Annotated in this window: 12 protein-coding genes and 1 tRNA gene; 11 read left to right on the plus strand and 2 right to left on the minus strand. The window is 31.7% G+C overall.

Annotated elements, in window-relative coordinates:
* Window positions 1–205 precede the first annotated feature (205 nt).
* From ACZ098_RS09355 to ACZ098_RS09370, 4 genes are read left to right on the plus strand one after another with little or no spacing between them, the layout of a single operon-like run.
* Window positions 206–3,136 carry a SusC/RagA family TonB-linked outer membrane protein gene (locus ACZ098_RS09355; RefSeq protein ID WP_487311492.1) on the plus strand — a complete coding sequence of 977 codons (2,931 nt, stop codon included), beginning with the start codon at window positions 206–208 and terminating at the stop codon, window positions 3,134–3,136.
* Window positions 3,137–3,146: 10 nt separating this feature from the next.
* Window positions 3,147–4,736: a RagB/SusD family nutrient uptake outer membrane protein gene (locus ACZ098_RS09360; protein ID WP_487311493.1), complete on the plus strand. Its 1,590-nt coding sequence runs from the start codon at window positions 3,147–3,149 to the stop codon at window positions 4,734–4,736.
* Window positions 4,737–4,753: 17 nt separating this feature from the next.
* On the plus strand, window positions 4,754–5,848 hold the full coding sequence (locus ACZ098_RS09365) for a SusE domain-containing protein (RefSeq protein WP_487311494.1): 1,095 nt from the start codon (window positions 4,754–4,756) through the stop codon (window positions 5,846–5,848).
* Window positions 5,849–5,904: 56 nt separating this feature from the next.
* A complete protein-coding gene (locus ACZ098_RS09370) occupies window positions 5,905–8,790 on the plus strand; it encodes an alpha-amylase family glycosyl hydrolase (protein WP_487311495.1) in 2,886 nt (961 codons plus the stop codon).
* 62 nt (window positions 8,791–8,852) lie between these two features.
* Here the strand turns inward: ACZ098_RS09370 and ACZ098_RS09375 are convergent, their stop codons facing one another.
* The gene (locus ACZ098_RS09375; protein ID WP_487311496.1) at window positions 8,853–10,394 is read right to left on the minus strand and encodes a hypothetical protein; all 1,542 of its coding nucleotides are present in this window, start codon (window positions 10,392–10,394) and stop codon (window positions 8,853–8,855) included.
* Window positions 10,395–10,518: 124 nt separating this feature from the next.
* Here ACZ098_RS09375 and ACZ098_RS09380 point away from each other — a divergent pair, with 124 nt between their 5' ends.
* A complete protein-coding gene (locus ACZ098_RS09380) occupies window positions 10,519–13,239 on the plus strand; it encodes a hypothetical protein (RefSeq protein WP_487311497.1) in 2,721 nt (906 codons plus the stop codon).
* 99 nt (window positions 13,240–13,338) lie between these two features.
* Here the strand turns inward: ACZ098_RS09380 and ACZ098_RS09385 are convergent.
* Window positions 13,339–13,411, minus strand: a tRNA-Phe gene (locus ACZ098_RS09385).
* A gap of 98 nt (window positions 13,412–13,509) precedes the next feature.
* Between ACZ098_RS09385 and ACZ098_RS09390 the strand changes: the two genes are divergently transcribed.
* The 6 genes from ACZ098_RS09390 to ACZ098_RS09415 are packed head-to-tail and all read left to right on the plus strand — an operon-like array spanning window position 13,510 to window position 18,777.
* The gene (locus ACZ098_RS09390) at window positions 13,510–14,238 is read left to right on the plus strand and encodes a type III pantothenate kinase (RefSeq protein WP_487311498.1); all 729 of its coding nucleotides are present in this window, start codon (window positions 13,510–13,512) and stop codon (window positions 14,236–14,238) included.
* Window positions 14,235–15,485 carry a BamG family beta-barrel-assembly machinery protein gene (gene bamG, locus ACZ098_RS09395; protein ID WP_487311499.1) on the plus strand — a complete coding sequence of 417 codons (1,251 nt, stop codon included), beginning with the start codon at window positions 14,235–14,237 and terminating at the stop codon, window positions 15,483–15,485. The genes ACZ098_RS09390 and bamG overlap by 4 nt, the downstream gene beginning before the upstream one ends.
* 18 nt (window positions 15,486–15,503) lie before the next feature.
* Window positions 15,504–16,754, plus strand: a complete 1,251-nt coding sequence (locus tag ACZ098_RS09400; RefSeq protein WP_487311500.1) for a hypothetical protein — start codon at window positions 15,504–15,506, stop codon at window positions 16,752–16,754.
* A 9-nt stretch (window positions 16,755–16,763) separates the two neighbouring features.
* Complete coding sequence (gene lptC, locus ACZ098_RS09405) at window positions 16,764–17,315, plus strand: LPS export ABC transporter periplasmic protein LptC (RefSeq protein ID WP_487311501.1); 552 nt, start codon at window positions 16,764–16,766, stop codon at window positions 17,313–17,315.
* Window positions 17,316–17,317: 2 nt separating this feature from the next.
* Entirely contained in the window at window positions 17,318–17,518 is a 201-nt protein-coding gene (locus tag ACZ098_RS09410) for a hypothetical protein (protein ID WP_487311502.1), read from the plus strand.
* Window positions 17,518–18,777 carry a hemolysin family protein gene (locus ACZ098_RS09415; protein ID WP_487311503.1) on the plus strand — a complete coding sequence of 420 codons (1,260 nt, stop codon included), beginning with the start codon at window positions 17,518–17,520 and terminating at the stop codon, window positions 18,775–18,777. Before ACZ098_RS09410 ends, ACZ098_RS09415 begins: the two co-directional genes overlap by 1 nt.
* The last annotated feature ends 106 nt before the right edge of the window (window positions 18,778–18,883 follow it).

Genomic DNA, 18,883 nt, shown 5'->3' on the forward strand with positions numbered 1-18,883 from the left:
AATAATTTAATAAAGATATATTATATTTTTAGTAATCACAATTTTAGTACTAAAAATAGATGTTTTTGAGAAAGTTTTCAACACGAAAACGTTTTCGGTTGGTGTTTCGGAGACGTGAATTTTTTTATGTAGTTTTTTTACATAAATTTAACATTCGAAGTTAAAAGTATACGCAAAAAACTAAATTCTAACCTAAACAAAATGTATGAAAACAATTTATAAAAAGTTGTTATTTTTATTACTTTTATTGCCTTTAAATGTGTTGGCACAAAGCACATTGTCTGGAGTTGTTTTAGATTCAAAAACGAATCAACCGCTGCCGGGAGTAAATGTAATAGTTCAAGGTACCCAAAATGGTACATCTACCGATTTCGACGGTAAATTTCAGTTATCAAAATTAAATTCAGGAGACAAAGTTGTGTTTAGTTTTATTGGCTATTCCGACAATGTTTTGAATTTTTCAAATCAAAAAAGTATTACTATTCAATTAGTAGAAGAAGCAAATCAGCTTCAAGAAGTTGTGGTTCAAGTTGGTTACGGTACTGTTAAGAAAAAAGATGCGACAGGTGCAGTTACTACCTTGTCTGCTGAAGATTTTAACAAAGGATCTGTTGTAACGGCTGAAAACTTGTTAAGCGGTAAAATTGCTGGAGTTACAATTAATACGAGTGGAGCACCTGGATCTGGTTCAGAAATCAGAATTCGTGGAGGTTCATCGTTAAGTGCAAGTAACGATCCATTAATTGTAATTGATGGTTTGCCTTTAAGTAATACAGGTGTAAATGGTTCTACATCTATTTTATCTTCAATCAACCCTAATGATATTGCAACCTTTACAATATTAAAAGATGCCTCTGCAACCGCTATTTATGGTTCTAGAGCATCTAATGGTGTAATTATTATTACGACTAAAAAGGGTTCTAAAAAATTAGCTGTTGATTATAATTTCCAATACGGTAGTGGAAAAGCATTTAATAAAATTGATGTATTTTCTGCTCAAGAATACCGTTCTTTTATAAATGAAACAGGAACTCCTGCACAAATAGCACAATTAGGAAATGCAAATACTGATTGGCAAGATGCTATTTACAGAAGAACTGATTTTGTTGATAATAACATCTCTTTACGAGGAAGTCTTTTTGATGTGCTTCCAGCTAGAGTATCATTTGGTAATACGTACCAAGAAGGATTACGTTTAACTAATAAATTTGATAGAAATACTTTTTCATTAAATTTATCTCCTTCAATGTTGAATAATCATTTAAAAATAAACGTTGCTGCAAATTATTCTAATCAAAAAAATAGATTTGCTGATGGAGTAGAAGGTTCTGCAATTCGTTTTGATCCAACGCAACCTATTTATGATGCAAGTTCTCCTTATGATGGATTTTTTGAATATTACAATCCTAATTTGCCAGGAAATCCTTATTTAGTTCCTGCAATAGGTAACCCAGTAGCACAATTATTACAAACACGCAACTTGGGAGAAAGTAATAGATTATTCGGAAATTTTGAAGTAGATTATAAATTTCACTTTTTTCCAGATTTACGTGCTGTTATCAACTTAGGATATGATAGAAACTCGGGTAATACAAGAACATTTAGACCAACTACAGCTCGTTCAGGTTTTGGTAATAATAACATTTCTTTAGGAAGTAGATTTTATGCCGAAAACGTAGCGACGAACTCATTATTAGACGGATACCTTGTGTACAAAAAGAAATTTGGAAATTTAGATTTTGATGCAACTGCTGGATATTCTTATCAAAAATTTGAAAATAGTGGTTTAGAAGGTTTTGAAGCAGCTAACCCAGCAGCAGTTCAAAGACCATTCATCGCTGATGATATAGTACTTTTAGGTTATTTTGCAAGAGCTAATTTTAGTTATAATGATAAATATCTTTTAACATTAGCTTACAGAAGAGACGGAACGTCTAGATTTGGTGAAAATAATCGATTTGGAAATTTCCCTGCTGCTTCTTTCGCATGGAAAATAAAAGAAGATCTTTTCAAAGATTCTAAAATTATTTCTGATTTGAAATTGCGTTTAGGATATGGTGTGACAGGACAGCAAGATATTGGAGCAGGATTGTTTTACCTACCTCAGTACAATATTGGTAATCCAAACTCACAATATACATTTGGAGGTGCTTCAATTCCAATTGCACAGCCATCAGCTTACAACCCAGATTTGAAATGGGAAGAAACTGCAACTTACAACGCTGGTTTAGATTTTGGTATTGCTAAAAATAGAGTTACAGGTACATTAGATGTGTATTACAAAAAATCTTCTGATTTATTTCAATCAAATGCGCCATTTGCTGATGGTTCAAATTTTTCTAACGAAGGACCACAGAATGTTGGAGATTTAAGTATCAAAGGTATCGAATTGGGTGTTGATTTTGCATTGTTTAAATCAGACAAATTCCAATGGGATGTAAACATAAATGCATCTAAGTACGAAAGAAGAATTGATAAAATTGCGGCTGGATTACCAATATTTACTGGTTTTTCTGGAGCAGGAACTGGAGGAACATCTCAAATTTTACAAGAAGGATTCACGCCAGGTTCGTTTTTTGTGTACAAACAACTTTATGACACCGCTGGTCAACCAATAGAAGGAGCATTTGCCGATTTGAATGGAGATGGTATCATTACAGGTGATGATCGCTATATTTATTATAATGCTGATCCAGATGTGGTATTAGGATTTACATCTAATATTAAGTACAGAAACTTTGATTTAACTTTTAACTTAAGAGCTAGTGTTGGTAATAGAGTTTTAAACACTTTTAAATCTACTACATCATACATTTCTCAATCAGTGAATGGACAAAATCAAAATTTATCAACTAATGTATTGGAAACGAATTTCCAAGTTCAAACAGGTGAGCAAATCTTGTCTGATATCTACGTAGAAAATGCTTCTTTTTTAAGAATGGATTTTGCAACTTTAGGATATACCTTTCCAAAATGGCTAGAAGGTAAAGCTTCATTAAGATTGTTTGGCGGTGTACAAAATCCGTTTGTAATCACTAAATACTCTGGTTTGGATCCAGAATTGACAGGTGGTATAGATGCTACAATTTATCCAAGACAAAGACAAATATTATTTGGAGCAAATGTTAAATTCTAAAAAAATGAAAATGAAAAATATTAAACTTAAATTAATTGCTCTACTAAGTATATCAGTATTGATTACATCTTGTGAGAGTGATTTAGAAGTAAAACCACAAGGTTTAACACAGCAAACTGTAGAGCAGTTTTATGCTCAGCCAGGAGCTTATAAGCAAGCATTAGGTGGTGTTTATGGAAATTTATCTATAACTGGAACAGGCGGAGCAGGTTCTTCTAATTTAGGAGGAATTGATGCTGGAACAAGTCAGTACACACGTGTATTGTGGTACATGCAAAACTTAACTACAGACGAAGTGGTTTGGAGTTACGAAAATGATCCAGGAGTAAGAGAAATTCAAAAAAATATTTGGACTGCATCTAATCCAATTATTCGTGGAATGTTTAGTCGTGCTATGTTTCAAGTAGCATTGGTTAATGAATATTTACGTCAAACTAGTGATGAAAAATTAGCTTCGAGAGGTGTAAATGATGCACAACTAATTGCCGATATTCAAACGTATCGTGCTGAAGCTCGTACTTTAAGAGCATTAGCTTATTATCATTTGATGGATTTATTTGGTAAAGCTTCTTTTGTGACTGAAAATGATCCAATCGGAGTAACAGGACCACAATATAACAGACAACAATTGTTTGAATATATAGAATCAGAATTAACTGATGTTTTGCCATCTTTAAAAGCACCAAGATCTAATGAGTATGGTAGATTAGATCAAACTTTTGCAAATATGATTTTGGCTAAAATTTATTTGAATGCTGAAGTTTATATTAATACAAGCAAATACCAAGAATGTTTGACTAAGTGTCAGGAAATTATAGCAAGTGGTTATACTTTAAACAGTAATTATCTAAATAATTTTAAAGCAGATAATGACACTTCTAATGAATTAATTTTCGGAATCCAATCTAGTGGTGAAACGACTCAAAACTTTGGTGCTACTACTGTAATCATCAATGGACAGGTTGGTTCGATTGAGGCTAATGGTGCTCAATTTGGTGTTGGAGGTTTTGGTGGTGCATTGCGTTTAAGAAAACAATTTGTACAAAAATTTGACGGTACTCAGTTTAACTCTGATACTAGAAAAACAATTCTTTCTGGATCAAGAAGCGTAGAAATTAATGATGTTCTAGATAGAGATCAAGGATTTTTATTGGCTAAATTCTCAAATATCAGTTCAACTGGTGCAGCAGGAGTGAGTACAACATTTGTAGAAACAGATTATCCTTTGTTTAGACTTGCTGATGTTTATTTAATGTATGCTGAAGCACAAATGAGAAGAGACAATGCGAATGCTGATGCTACTTCTTTAGGTTATCTTAATGCTTTGCGTCAAAGAGCTAACAATGGTTCTACAGTTGGAAATATTTCTAGTGCAAACTTAGATTTTATTATCGATGAAAGATCAAGAGAATTACATTGGGAAGGTCATAGAAGACAAGATTTAATTCGTTTCAACAAGTTTTCTGGTGGTGCTTACAATTGGGCATGGAAAGGAAATGCTGTAAATGGAGTTCCGTTTTCAAGTAATTTAAATGTGTTTCCAATACCACAAGCAGCTTTACAATCTAATCCAAATCTTACTCAAAATACAGGTTACTAATATTAAAAAAATTAAAAATGAAAAAAATTTTAAAATCAGTATTAACATTATCTGCTATAAGTATGATGTTAATTTCGTGCGAGGATGAACAAAATTTATTAATTGCATCGGCACAAGGTGAGTATGAAATATTATCACCAACAACAGGCGATGAGGTAGTTTTAGATCCTTTAACTACTACTAATCCAGGATTGTCTTTAACGTGGGCTAAAGCTGATTATGGTACAACACCAACAGTGATTAACTATTCGGTAGAAATTGATAAGTCTGGAGACAATTTTGATACTCCATTAGTATTAACTACTTCTACAACTACTTTTGCAACAGTTAATTCTGAAGCATTAAATACAGCTGCTTTAGCTATTGGATTAACACCTTTTCAACAAGGATCAATGGATATTAGAATTTCTGCTTCAATTGGTTCTCCTGCAACAGATGTAAAATTGTCTAACACTATCAACTATTTAGTAACTCCGTATTCTACAGATTTACCTAAACTTTATGTAACAGGAAATTTCTTAGCTAACAGTGGATATGGTAGTAACTGGACGCCAGCTAATGGTGTGCCTATTGCAGCAGCATCTTTCACTTCTACAGCTTATGAAGGATTTGTTTACATTAATGAGCCAAGCTATGCTTTCTTATTCTTGCCGACAAACACAAGCTTTGATAACAAGTTTGGTGATGATGGAAGTTTCTCAGGAACTCTTGCAGCTAACGGTTCAGATATAACTGGAACAGGAGCAAACTACTATTATGTAAAAGCCAATACTACTGCATTAACTTACAGCTTACAACCAACACAGTGGGCAATTACAGGTTCTGCAACTCCACTTGGATGGCCAGACAATGGAGTACAAGATCAGAACATGACTTACAATCCAACTTCTAAAAAGTGGGAAATTACTTTAGCAATGACTGCTGGAGGTAACAAATTTAAATTTAGAGCGAATGATGCTTGGGATTTAAATCTTGGTGCTGACTCTGCTGATGCTGACTCAAGTATGGATTTTGGTGGACCAGATTTAGAGGTTTCTGCTGCTGGAACTTATAAAATTGAATTGGATTTAAGTAATCCTAGAAATTACACTTGGACTGCTACATTACAATAATATTATATTGCAACAAAGGGCTTTCGTCATGAAAGCCCTTTTTTAAATTTTATGCTATGAAGAAAAAATATTTATCACATTTACTACTGTTACTTTTTATAAACTTGGGTTTCTCTCAAGTTACAATATCGCCAGCAGTTTTTAATGTAAATGATCAAATTACAATCACAGTTTCTTTTCCTACCAATGCTTGTAATTCGATGGGAAATAATCCTGTGAAGGTATACATGCACTCAGGAATTGGTGATGACAACAATGCTTTTGGATATTCTGTCGTAGGAAATTGGGCAATGGATGACAGTGTTGGTCTAATGACTAACAATGGCAACGGTACTTGGAGTAAAACTATCACACCTAGTGTTTATTATAATTTAAACGCTACCCAACAAGCTAATGCTACCAAACTTGGAATGGTTTTTAGAAACGCAGCAGGAACACAAACTTTAAAATTAGTTCCTAATTGCGCAGATTTTATTTTTAATGTTGGTACATTTCAAGTAACCTTGAATTCTCCTGCAAATAATAGTACCACGATTATAAATTCTGGTGGAAATCTTAATATTGCAGCAACTGCAACTGGCGGAAATTCGTCTTTCAATTTGTTGGCGAATGGTACATCAATTAATACAAATCCATCAACTCAAAATTATTCGTTCAATCATACGAATATTACAACTAATCAAACTTACGAGTTGCAAGTTACCCAAGCAACTTCTACAATTTCAAGAAAATTTTCTGTTATTGTAAATCCAGGAACAACAACTCAGGCAATTCCAGCTGGTTTACAAGATGGAATTAACTATAATCCAAATGATCCAACAAAAGCAACATTAGTTTTGGACGCACCAGGAAAAGATTTTGTTTACGTTGCAGGAAGTTTTAATAACTGGCAGCCAAACGGAACTTTTGCAATGAAGAAAGATGCTTCTTCTACTAAGTTTTGGTTGGAACTTACAGGTTTAACATCTGGGCAAAATTATACTTATCAATATTGGGTTGTCGATCAAACACCAGCTGCAAATTCTCCAGTTTTAGTTAAAACGGCCGATCCATTTTCAACACTTGTTCTTTCGCCATTTGATGATCCATTTATCTCAGCAACAAGTTATCCTAATTTGCCAACGTATCCTGTTGGTCAAGAAAGAGAAGTTACGGTTTTAAAAACAGGTGAAGCACCATACAATTGGAGTACTGCGACTACAAATTTTGTGAAACCAAGTAAAGATAAATTGGTAGTGTACGAAGTTTTGGTAAGAGATTTTGATGCCAATAGAAATTTTCAAGATTTAATAAATAAAATTGATTATTTCAAAAATCTTAAAATCAATGCCATTCAACTTATGCCAGTTATGGAATATGAAGGAAATGAATCTTGGGGATATAATACTTCATTTCATATGGCTTTAGATAAATATTACGGTACTGCTAATAAATTTAAAGAATTTATAGATTTATGTCACCAAAACGGTATCGCAGTAATTTTAGATATAGCTCTAAATCATGCTTTCGGAAGAAATCCAATGGTAAGAATGTGGATGAAAGATCCTGATGGTGATGGTTGGGGAGAACCAGCTTCGGATAATCCTTACTTTAATGAATTTGCAAAACATAGTTATAGCGTTGGTAACGATTTTAATCACCAACAAGCACGAACTCAAAATTTTACTAAAAGAGTCATAAAGCAATGGATCGAAGAGTTTAAAATTGATGGTTTTAGATGGGATTTGACTAAAGGATTCACTCAGAATTGTTCAGGTGGAGATGACACATGTACTAATGCTTATCAAGCGGATCGAGTTCAAGTTCTTAAAGGTTATGCTGATTATTCTTGGAGTTTAGACCCAAGTCACTATGCAATATTTGAACACCTAGGTTCGGATAATGAAGAACAACAATGGGCTAATTACCGATTATCAGAAGGAAAAGGCATCATGATGTGGGGTGAAATGACCTACCAATATTCACAATTAATGGGTGGTTATCCAACCGATGGAATTCTTACTAGAATGGGTCATGAAAGTAGAGGATTTCAAGGAAAAAGATTAATTGGTTATCCAGAAAGTCACGATAAAGATAGATTAATGTATACCGCATTAACTTTTGGAAGCGGAAGCGGTACAAGTCCTGTTTTTGGAAATCTTAATAACGCACTATTTAGAATGTCAACTATCGGAGCCACAAGTATTCTTATTCCTGGTCCAAAAATGATTTGGCATTTTGCAGAATTAGGAATGAATAATTCTATTTACACCTGCAATAATGGTAGTGTGAATAGCGAAAGCGATCCAACTCCAGGAGATTGTAAACTAGACACTAAACCACAACCTCAATGGGTTAATAACTGGTTAGGTGTAACACAAAGGTCTAAAATTTACAACGATTGGGCTAAAATGATTGAGTTGAAATTAAACAACCCTGTATTTAACGGAAGTTATGCTATCAGTCCAAACGGAAACAATATTCGTCAGAGAATTTATGTATTTGATAATACATTGCCTGCAACGCAGTTGAAAAACGTGGTCATATTGGCTAATTATTCTGTAGGTGCTCAAAATATTACCCCAGATTTTCCATATACTGGAACGTGGTATAATTTAATGGACAATACTACTATTAATGTCACCAATACAGCTACTCAAATTCCTATTGAAGCAGGTGGTTTTAGAATATATGGTAACCTTCCTGCAGCGCTTTCTAATACTGATTTTGATAGATTAAGCTTTGTAACATTATCGCCTAATCCAGCTGCTGATTATTTTACATTAAATACCGATGTAAGTCAGCTTGAAATTTATTCAATAACAGGTCAGTTAGTAAAAACTTTTACCAATCAACTAGAAAACTATGAATTTTCTATTTCAGATTTAAATAAAGGTGTTTATTTAGTTAGAGTAATGAATGGTGCTAATCAAGAAAAGACACTTAAACTAGTGAGGCAATAATTTGTTGTTAGTTATTTATAAGATTACCCTTAAAGACCTTTCAATTTGAAAGGTCTTTTTCTTTAAATTAATATTTTTTTTAATCCTTCTGCAATATTTATCCACAAAAAATTATAAAACGATTTCTCCTGATTTCGATCTAATTTTACAGTTACATTTTTTATTTTTTCTTTCGAATCTTTTTTTACAAACAAATTTCCAACAGCAGTTAAAAATTTATTCTTCTTTCGATTTCTCTTTTCATTTTTTAAAACCGTAACTTTAAAATCATCATATTCCATTGCGAATTTTCCAAAACTAGAACTATCATTGCCTGTGAAATCAAAAAGAACTTTGTCAAATACTCCATCAACTTTTACATTTATATAGGGAAGACTAAACGGATTTATCTTTTCAAGATCAAAGTTTAAAATGCTTCCATGTACTCTAAATCCATCTGTTTTATCCATAACATTTAACTTCCAATCTATTGCTAAAGGCGATGTTTTCATAAAATTGCAGTTAACTTTGATATTCATATCATCGGTGTTAGTTTTACCCAAGCCACTTTCAATATTGGAGGCTGTTAAATTAAAATTCTCGAAAGTTAATAGTCCCGCTCCTTTTTCAAAAGAAATTTCTTCTTCATATTCTAATGTAGAATTCCTAATTTTTAATGTGTCAATATCTAGATTAAACTTTAAATCTCGAAGCATTTTATTGTATAGATTTTTCTTTAATAGATTATCGTTTGGCATTTTACTTCTATAAATATTGGCCGAAACTTTGTCTAGAACTACATTCTTTGCAGCAAAGAAAAATACCGAATCTCTAAAACCCCAATTCATATTTTTAATTTCGATTTCTGGACATACAACAGTATATAAATCTCGTTCTAAAGGGATTCTCTTTACAAAACCTTTTCTGCTGTAAAGAGGAGTCATTTTAACATCTTTTGCATTAAAAGTATTGCTAGTTAAGGTAATTTTGCTGCTTCTAAAATCGTAAAATTCATCCCGATGGTAGGCTATGCTATCACAACTTGCTGTGTATTGATCAAATAAAAACGGTATTTTGGCTTGTATAGTTTCATTTGTAACGTTGATGTTTTCTATTTTTAAATCGGTGTTAATTACTTCTAAAAGTACTTTTTTTGATTTTAAATCAATAGTTTTTACAAATGCATTTTTTACAGAAAAAGTCTGTATTGTCAGATTTTTGTTAAATCGATTTTTCTTATTTCTATTATTGGATTCCGAATCGGTTTTGTAAAATGTAATAGTTGGTGAATGAAGAATAACATTGTTTGCATCAATATTCTTGGTAAATAGTAGTTTCCAAAATTTAATTTGAGAAATTTCTAAAGCGTTGATTTTCCCAAAAATTTGTGAAACTGTTTTGTCGTTTCCATTGTTATAATCAATAGAAATTTCATTGATAAAATAACTGCTATCAAATAGTGAAATAGATAAATTGTGATAACTGATGGAATGTTGCGGAATTAAATTAGTTTCTAATAAATTCTTGAATTTAATTCCAACCCAAACGTTCAGGATAATATTTGCCGATAAAATCAGCAGAACAAAACTAAAAAACCATTTTCCAATTTTAGTAACAATACCCATACTATTTCATTAAATTACATCATATAAATTTCAGAATTAAGGATTTAAAATTATTATATAACTTCATTTTAATTTTATATCTTAAAGATTATTTTAGCTTTGCATAGAAAATAATTTTTTATAAATGAAGTCACTTTTATTCAAATTTTTGAAAATATCGGGTATTATTGTTCTAGTATTTCTTCTACTATTATTTTTATTACCTATACTTTTTCCAGGAAAAATAGAGCAAGAAGTAAAGGTATTTGCCAATGAAAAGTTAGCTGGCGATCTTGATTTTAAAGAAGCCAAACTTTCTTTTTTCAACCATTTTCCTTCATTAACATTATCGTTAACTCAGTTTTCTCTTAAAGGTTCAGCACCATTTCAAAAAGATACACTTGTAGTTGCCAACGAAATTGCTTTTGGAATTAATCTTAAAAGTTTAGTGTTTAGCAAAAAAATCACCATTGATAAAATCTTTGTTTCAGATGCTTTTATAAACGTTATGGTAAATGAAAAAGGTGAAGCCAATTATAATGTGTATGTTTCAAAACCATCAACCAAGCCCAAAGACACAACATCTGCAACATCTTTAAAACTAGATAAAATAGCAATTGAAAATACGCATCTGTTGTACAATGATAAAAGTGCCGAAATTCTAATTGATGCTAAAGGATTTAATTATCTTGGTAAAGGTGATTTAGACCAATCAATATTTGATTTAACAACGGAAGCCGTAATTGAAGATTTCAATTTTACATTTTCAAATCAACAGTATTTAAAAAATAAAAAAGTTAATGCCGATTTAATAACAAAAATAAATACCAATTCACTTTCATTTATTTTTCAAGAAAATAATTTGAAAATCAATAAGTTACCCATAGATTTTATTGGCAAGTTAGATTTTCTTAAAAGTGGTTACGATTTAGATTTTAAAGTAGAATCGACCAACAGTAAACTGAATGATTTTTTCACTGCTTTGCCACCACAATATGTGACTTGGCTTGAGAAAACCAAAGTGAAAGGGAATACTGATTTACTACTTACCTTAAAAGGAAAATACAGTGCCGCTACAAATGAGAAACCCGATTTGGCTTTTAATATGAAAATTCGCGAAGGTGAAATCAATCATAAAGAAACGCCAATTCCGGCCACCAATATTTTTATGAATTTTGATACAAAATTACCTTCTCTAGATACTGAAAAACTTCAAGTAAATATTGATTCCATTTATTTTAATGTAGGAAAAGATTATGTAAAAGCGATACTGAAATCAGAAGGACTTTCAACTCCCAAAATAAATGCAAACATCAAGTCTAAAATAGATTTGGCAAGTCTAGACCAGGCTTTAGGTTTGAATAACATGGAGCTACGAGGTGTTTTAAAAGTTGATATAATCTCGAATGGTGTTTATGATAAAGTGAAGCATTTGGTTCCAGTAACTAATGGAATAGTAGAATTTAAAAACGGATTTATAAAAACAGATTATTATCCGAATCCTATTAAAAATATAAATTTTATAGGATCAATTTCTGATAAATTGGGAACATTACAAGATTTAAAAATTGCCTTAACGCCAGCATCATTTGATTTTGAAGGGAATCCAATTTTTGTAAACGCTAAACTCGAAAATTTAGAAAATATCAAATACGATATCAAAGCCAAAGGCGAGCTTGATCTTGCAAAGATTTATAAAGTTTTTTCTCAAAAAGGTCTCGATTTAAAAGGATATGTCAAGGCAGATGTTTCTTTTCAAGGTACGCAAGCTGATGCCGTAAATGGTAATTATAAAAAATTAAACAACAAGGGAACCTTGATTTTGCGTAACATAAAAACACGTTCGCAATACCTTCCGAAACCGTTTGTAATTAAAGAAGGAGCGTTTGTTTTTAATCAAGATAAGATGAATTTCAACAACTTCATTTCTTCTTATGGTAAATCTGACATAACAATGAACGGTTATCTACAAAATGTTATCGATTTTGTTCTAGTAGATAATGCAGTTTTAAAAGGATCTTTCAACCTTAAAGCAAACTACATTATGGTTGACGAATTTATGCCAAAATCAACTCCCGCTGCTAGTCAAGATAAAACAGATACTTCAAAAGGTGTTATTGTTGTTCCTCCTAATTTTGATTTGAATTTTACTTGTACTGCCAGTAAAGTAGATTTTGACGAATTGAAATTGCAAAATTTGAAAGGAAATTTAGCCCTAAACAAAGGTCGATTGAGTCTTAAAAATGGTGCATTTGATGTTGTGGGTTGTAATGTGAAAATGGATGTTGTTTACGCTAATGAAACTTCAAATAGAGCTTTTTTCGATTTTAAAGTCAAAGCAAATGAATTTGATGTTAAAAGAGCCTATAATGAAGTTAAAATGTTTAGAGAAATGGCCACTGCTGCAGCAAATGCTGAAGGAATAATTTCATTAGATTACAAAGTGGCAGGAAGACTAAACGATGAAATGTTACCAATATATCCGTCACTTAAAGGTGGTGGACTTCTTAGTGTAAAAAATGTAAAGATGAAAGGATTCAAAATGTTTGGCGCTGTGAGTAAAAAAACTGGCAAAGATGGAATAAAAAATCCCGATTTGTCAAAAGTAGATATCAAAACGACAATAAAGAACAATATAATCACTGTAGAGCGATTTAAGTTTAAAGTTGCAGGATTCCGACCAAGAATTGAAGGGACAACAAGTTTTGATGGAAGATTAAATTTTAAAATGCGTCTAGGATTACCGCCGTTAGGCATCATTGGAATTCCATTAAAAATTACTGGAACGCAGGACAAGCCAAAAGTTGCTTTAGGTAGAAAAACTGAAGAATTAGAAGAAACCGAATACGAAGAAACAAAATCCTAAAAACAGTACTGATAAAAAAAACGCATAACGATTTGAGTTATGCGTTTTTTTTGTTTGAGTATAAAAACAAAAAACCCGAATACTACTATTCGGGTTTTGTGGTACCTCCAGGGATCGAACCAGGGACACATGGATTTTCAGTCCATTGCTCTACCATCTGAGCTAAGGTACCGTGCTAATGCGGGTGCAAATATAGAACGATTTTTAATTTATCCAAAACAATTTTAAAAAAAAATCTATTTGTACCTTTGTAATTCTAAAATGATAAAAATGATTCTAGTTATTGATGTTGGAAATACACAAGTCAAAGCAGCTGTATTTGAGGATGATATCCTTATTGAGAAGTGCATATTTCCTCAATTTGATAGTGAAAACGAAATAAAAAAAATTTTAAAAAATTTTAAAAAAATTTCTCAAATAGCAGTTTCCAACGTTGGAAAATTAGAAAAAGAAGTATTTACCAACATAAATAGCGACATAAAAGTTACAATTATTGATAGAAATTTTAAATTCCCGTTTACTAATTTGTATGCTTCTCCCAATACTTTAGGAATAGACCGAATGGTTCTTGCAGCTGGAGCTGTTTTTAAATTTCCTAAAAACAATCGATTAGTTATCGATGCAGGCACTTGCATTACCTATGATTATATTGATGAAGAAGATAATTACCTTGGAGGTGCAATTTCGCCTGGAATTTCACTTCGGTATCATTCATTAAATAATTACACAGCTAATCTTCCGTTACTTCAGAAAGAAATTCCAAATTCTACTGTTGGTAATTCAACTAACAATGCCATTCATTCTGGTGTTATAAATGGAATACTGTTTGAAATTGATGGATTTATTTCAAGCTATATCCAAGACAATGAAAACTTTATCATAATTTTAACTGGTGGAGACGCAGAATTTTTGGCTAAACGATTAAAAAATACCATATTTGCCAATTCAAATTTTCTTCTCGAAAGTTTGAATCAAACTATTCAATACAATCAAAAATGATTAAAAAAATTATTTTAAGCATAAGTTTGCTTTTCTCTTTAATGTCTGTTGCTCAAGAAGGTACGTCTTCTCCTTATTCTTTTTATGGTATTGGAGATGTTCGTTTCAAAGGTACTGTTGAAAATCGTGCGATGGGAGGTTTATCTGTTTTTCCTGATAGTATTCACCTAAATTTACAAAATCCTGCACATTTAGCAAGTTTAAAGTTAACTTCGTTTGCGGTTGGAGGAACATATAGTAATACAACTTTAAAGACTGTCAACGATGAAAGCAAGACTAAGAGAACTACATTTGACTATCTTGCGGTAGGTTTGCCACTTGGAAAAGCTGGAGTAAGTTTTGGAATAATGCCGTATTCTTCTGTAGGATATAAAATTCAAAGTGTCACACAAGGAGATAATCCAGATACCAAACGCTTTAACGGAATTGGAGGAATCAACAAAGCATTTGTAGGAGTTGGTTTTAATCTTAATAAAAATTTTAGTCTTGGAGCTGATGTTCAATATAACTTTGGTACTATTGAAACTACTAGTATAACCTTTAAAACAGAAGTTCAAAATGGTTCTCGAGAACGAAATACCTCAGATGTAACAGGTGTTACTTTTAATACTGGCTTAGCATATAATGGAAAGGTTAATAAAAAATTACGATTTTATTCTGCTGTCACGTATGCGCCTGAATCAAATTTAAAATTATCAAATCAACGAAATATTGCTGTTGTACAATTACAATTAAACGGAGGTTTTGCAGTTTTAGAAGATCAAGATATTGATGTTGAGAATACAACCATTAAAATTCCTTCAAGGCTTGCTTTTAGCGCGGCTATTGGTGAGGCTAAAAAATGGAGCGTTGGATCTGAAATTACTTTTCAAGGAACAAGCAGTCAAGGAAATCGTTTTAATGATATTGACAATGTACGTTATGAAAACACCCGTCGTTATGTAATTGGTGGATTTTATATTCCAAAATACGCGTCGTTTAATAACTATTTCAATAAGGTTACATACAGAGCAGGTTTACGATATGAAAAAACAGGCTTAGTGATCAATTCGCAGTCCATAGAAGATCAAGCAATAACTTTAGGTCTAGGTTTGCCATTAGGAGGAACATTTTCAAATATCAATTTAGGATTTGAACTTGGTAAAAGAGGAAAAACAAGTTACGGACTTGTTCAAGAAAACTTTTTAAACTTTAGTGTAGGATTAACCTTTAACGACCAATGGTTTAGAAGAAGAAAAATTGATTAATCAAAAAATAAAGCTATCATGAAAAATACTTTTTTATATTTTGCGACTTTTTTGTTCACACTAGTTACATTCGCACAAGACGATAAGTGTGCCCAAAAAGAAGAAGAGTTTGGAAAGATGGTTCAAGATAGAGATTATGCTAAAGCATATGAATTGATGCCAGAAATTCTGAGTGCTTGTCCAGCACATTCAGAAAAAATGTATGTTTTAGCAACTCAGGTATTACAGTATAACATTGAAAGTAGTGATGCAGATAAAGTAGATTTTAAAGTAACCGAACTTATAAAATTATTAGATGCATATGATAAAAACTTTCCAGAAAACACCAATGGAAATTTTCAACGAAGAGCTTTAGCATTATATGATAATAAGATAGGCACTGATCAAGAAATTTATGATTTATTAGATAAATCATTTAGCTTTCAGCGGGAGACCTTTACCAACTCACAGCTTTTATACATTTATTTAAAAACTTATTTTCAGCTTTCGAAAGAAGATAAGTCGGCCATAACTAATGATGATTTGATTGGTAAGTATATTTCGGTAACGGAACTTGCCAATTATAACGCTTCCAAATTTCCAGAGACCGCTCCAGAATACAAACGCGTATTAATGGCCTCTAAATCGTTGTTTTCAGGAGTCTTAACGTGTGAAAACTTAAGTTCATATGCTCAAAAAGGATTTGAAAAAAATAGTGATAACGTTTCTTGGCTGGAATCAGTAGCTTTAGCATTATCTGAAAAATGTAAATCGGTTGCTGTATTTGAAAAAATTGGATTGCAATTGCATAAACTAAATCCATCTGCACAATCTGCCTATTATCTTGGGGATTTTTATTTAAATACTTCCAAGCAAGATAAAGCAATTGAATACTACAATCTATCTGTATCGATGTCAAAAAATCCAACTGAGAAAGCAAAAAATGCTTACGTAGTTGCGACAATTTTAGCTAATTCTGATAAAGCAAAGGCTAAAGAAATGATTAATGTATGCATTCAAAATGACGAGAAAAATGGAAAATACTACGTTTTTTTAGCCAATCTTTATGCTACAAGTGTTTCAAAGTGTGGTACGAATGAGATTGAGAAAAAAGCGATTTATAAATTAGCTTCAGATACGGTTCTTAAAGCGGCAATTGCTGAAAAGTCATTATTAAGTTTGTCCGAGAAAATGTCGGCAGATTTTTTAAAGAAAGCTGCATTAGATAAAAATACAAAAAAGAAAGAAGTGAAGTTAAATTGTTGGATTAATGAAAAAGTGCAACTTTAAACTATTTTAATGCAATTCAGTACCAAATATTATTTTATTATTCTTTTAGGAATTTCAATGTTGCTTTTCATGTCGTGCGAAAGTAATTTTAGAGAAGTTCAAAAATCTAATTTTGCCGAATTTTCTCCAAGCGGCGAAGCAGATTCTATAAATCTTAAATATACTGATTCAGGAAGAATTAAGTCGATACTTATAAGTCCGAAAATGCTCGATTATGCAACTGTAGAATTTCCATTTACCGAATTCCCGGTAGGAATAAACGTAACATTATTTGATGAAAAAGGTAAAAAAACATTTGTAACATCAAAGTATGCTGCAACTTTCAAAAACACTGATTTGATAGATTTACAAGGAAGCGTTAAGATTTCTAACGAGACTGGTCAATTGTTTGAAACTGATCAATTGTATTTCGATCAAAAAAATGAATGGTTTTATACCGATAAAAGATATAAATTTACAGATCCTAAAGGAATTTCCTTCGGAGAAGGTGTAGATTTTAGTAAAGATTTTAAAATAATTAACTCCCAAAAAATTTCTGGTGAAGTTGAAAGCTCAAATTAATTATGAATTACCTTAATATTACCAAATATCTTTATCTTGTAATTGGATTAGTCATGACTGCAGATGCTATTTACAACTGGAATAGTCCTGAAAAACCATGGTTGAGTGTTTTCTTTGCAGCATTAGCTTTTTTTACATTCTTCTTTAGAAATCGTTTTGCTAAGCGATTTGAAGAAAGAAAAAATAACCAGCCCAAGCAATAATGGAAGTAGGAGTAATCATCTTATGTTTACTGCTTTGCGCGTTCTTCGCTGGAATGGAGATTGCTTTCGTTTCCTCCAACAAAATATATCTTGAAATTGAAAAGAAGCAAGACAACTTTGTTTCCAATATACTTACAAAACTTACCGAAAAACCCTCACAATTCATTGCAACAATGCTTGTTGGAAACAATATTTGCATAGTAATTTATGGATTCTTTATGGGAGATTTAATAATGAGTTGGATTGAATCGTTTAATTTTCATTTTTCAGATTTATCCAATCTCGTTGTGCAAACTGTAATTTCAACTTTGGTTGTATTGATTACTGCCGAATTTTTGCCAAAGGTTTTTTTTCAAATTTATGCCAACACTTTGCTTAAATTTTTTGCAATTCCTGCCTACTTTTTTTATCGTATATTTTATTTTTTCTCCTCATTTGTAATTTGGATTTCAGATGTAATACTTAAAAAGTTTTTTAAAACAGATGGCGATAGTGTTCCTTCATTTTTCAGTAAAGTTGAGCTTAGTATTTATATCAACGAACAAATGAACTCTGTTGAAGATCATGAAAACATGGATTCTGAAATTCAAATTTTTCAAAATGCTTTAGAATTTTCTGGAGTAAAAGCTAGAGACATTATGACGCCGCGTACAGAACTTGTAGCGATAGATATTTATGAATCGGTAGCCAATCTTCGTCAGCTCTTTATATCAACCGGTTATTCTAAAATACTAATTTATCAAAATTCGTTAGACGATATTATAGGATACGTGCATTCCATCGAATTGTTTAAAAAGCCAAGAACAATAAAAGCCATTATGATTCCTGTAGAGTTTGTACCTGAAACAATATTTATTAAAGATACACTCAATCTTCTTACCAAAAAAAGAAAAAGTGTTGCCGTTGTTTTAGATGAATACGGAGGAACTTCGGGTATTGTTACTGTAGAAGATATTATCGAGGAATTGTTTGGAGAAATTGAAGATGAACACGACAACGACGAAGAATTGCTAGAAAAACAATTGGACGATAAAAATTATCTTTTCTCAGCACGATTGGATGTGACTTACCTTAATGAGGAATACAAACTTTCAATTCCAGAAAGCGACTCCTACGGAACATTAGGCGGTTTTATAGTAGATTATACCAAAGAAATACCAGAAATAGGCGATAAGATAAGCATAGATAATTTTCATTTTATAATTGAAGAAGCTTCAAATACCAAAATAGATGTGGTTAAAATGACAATTTTAGACTGATAATAAAAAAAAATAACTTTTTAATGTAAAATATAGTTTTAAAATGTAATTATTTCACAGATAATTGTATTTTCGCAAACTGAAATAAAATTTAACAAATATTACA

The organism is Flavobacterium sp. SP2 (assembly GCF_057626655.1).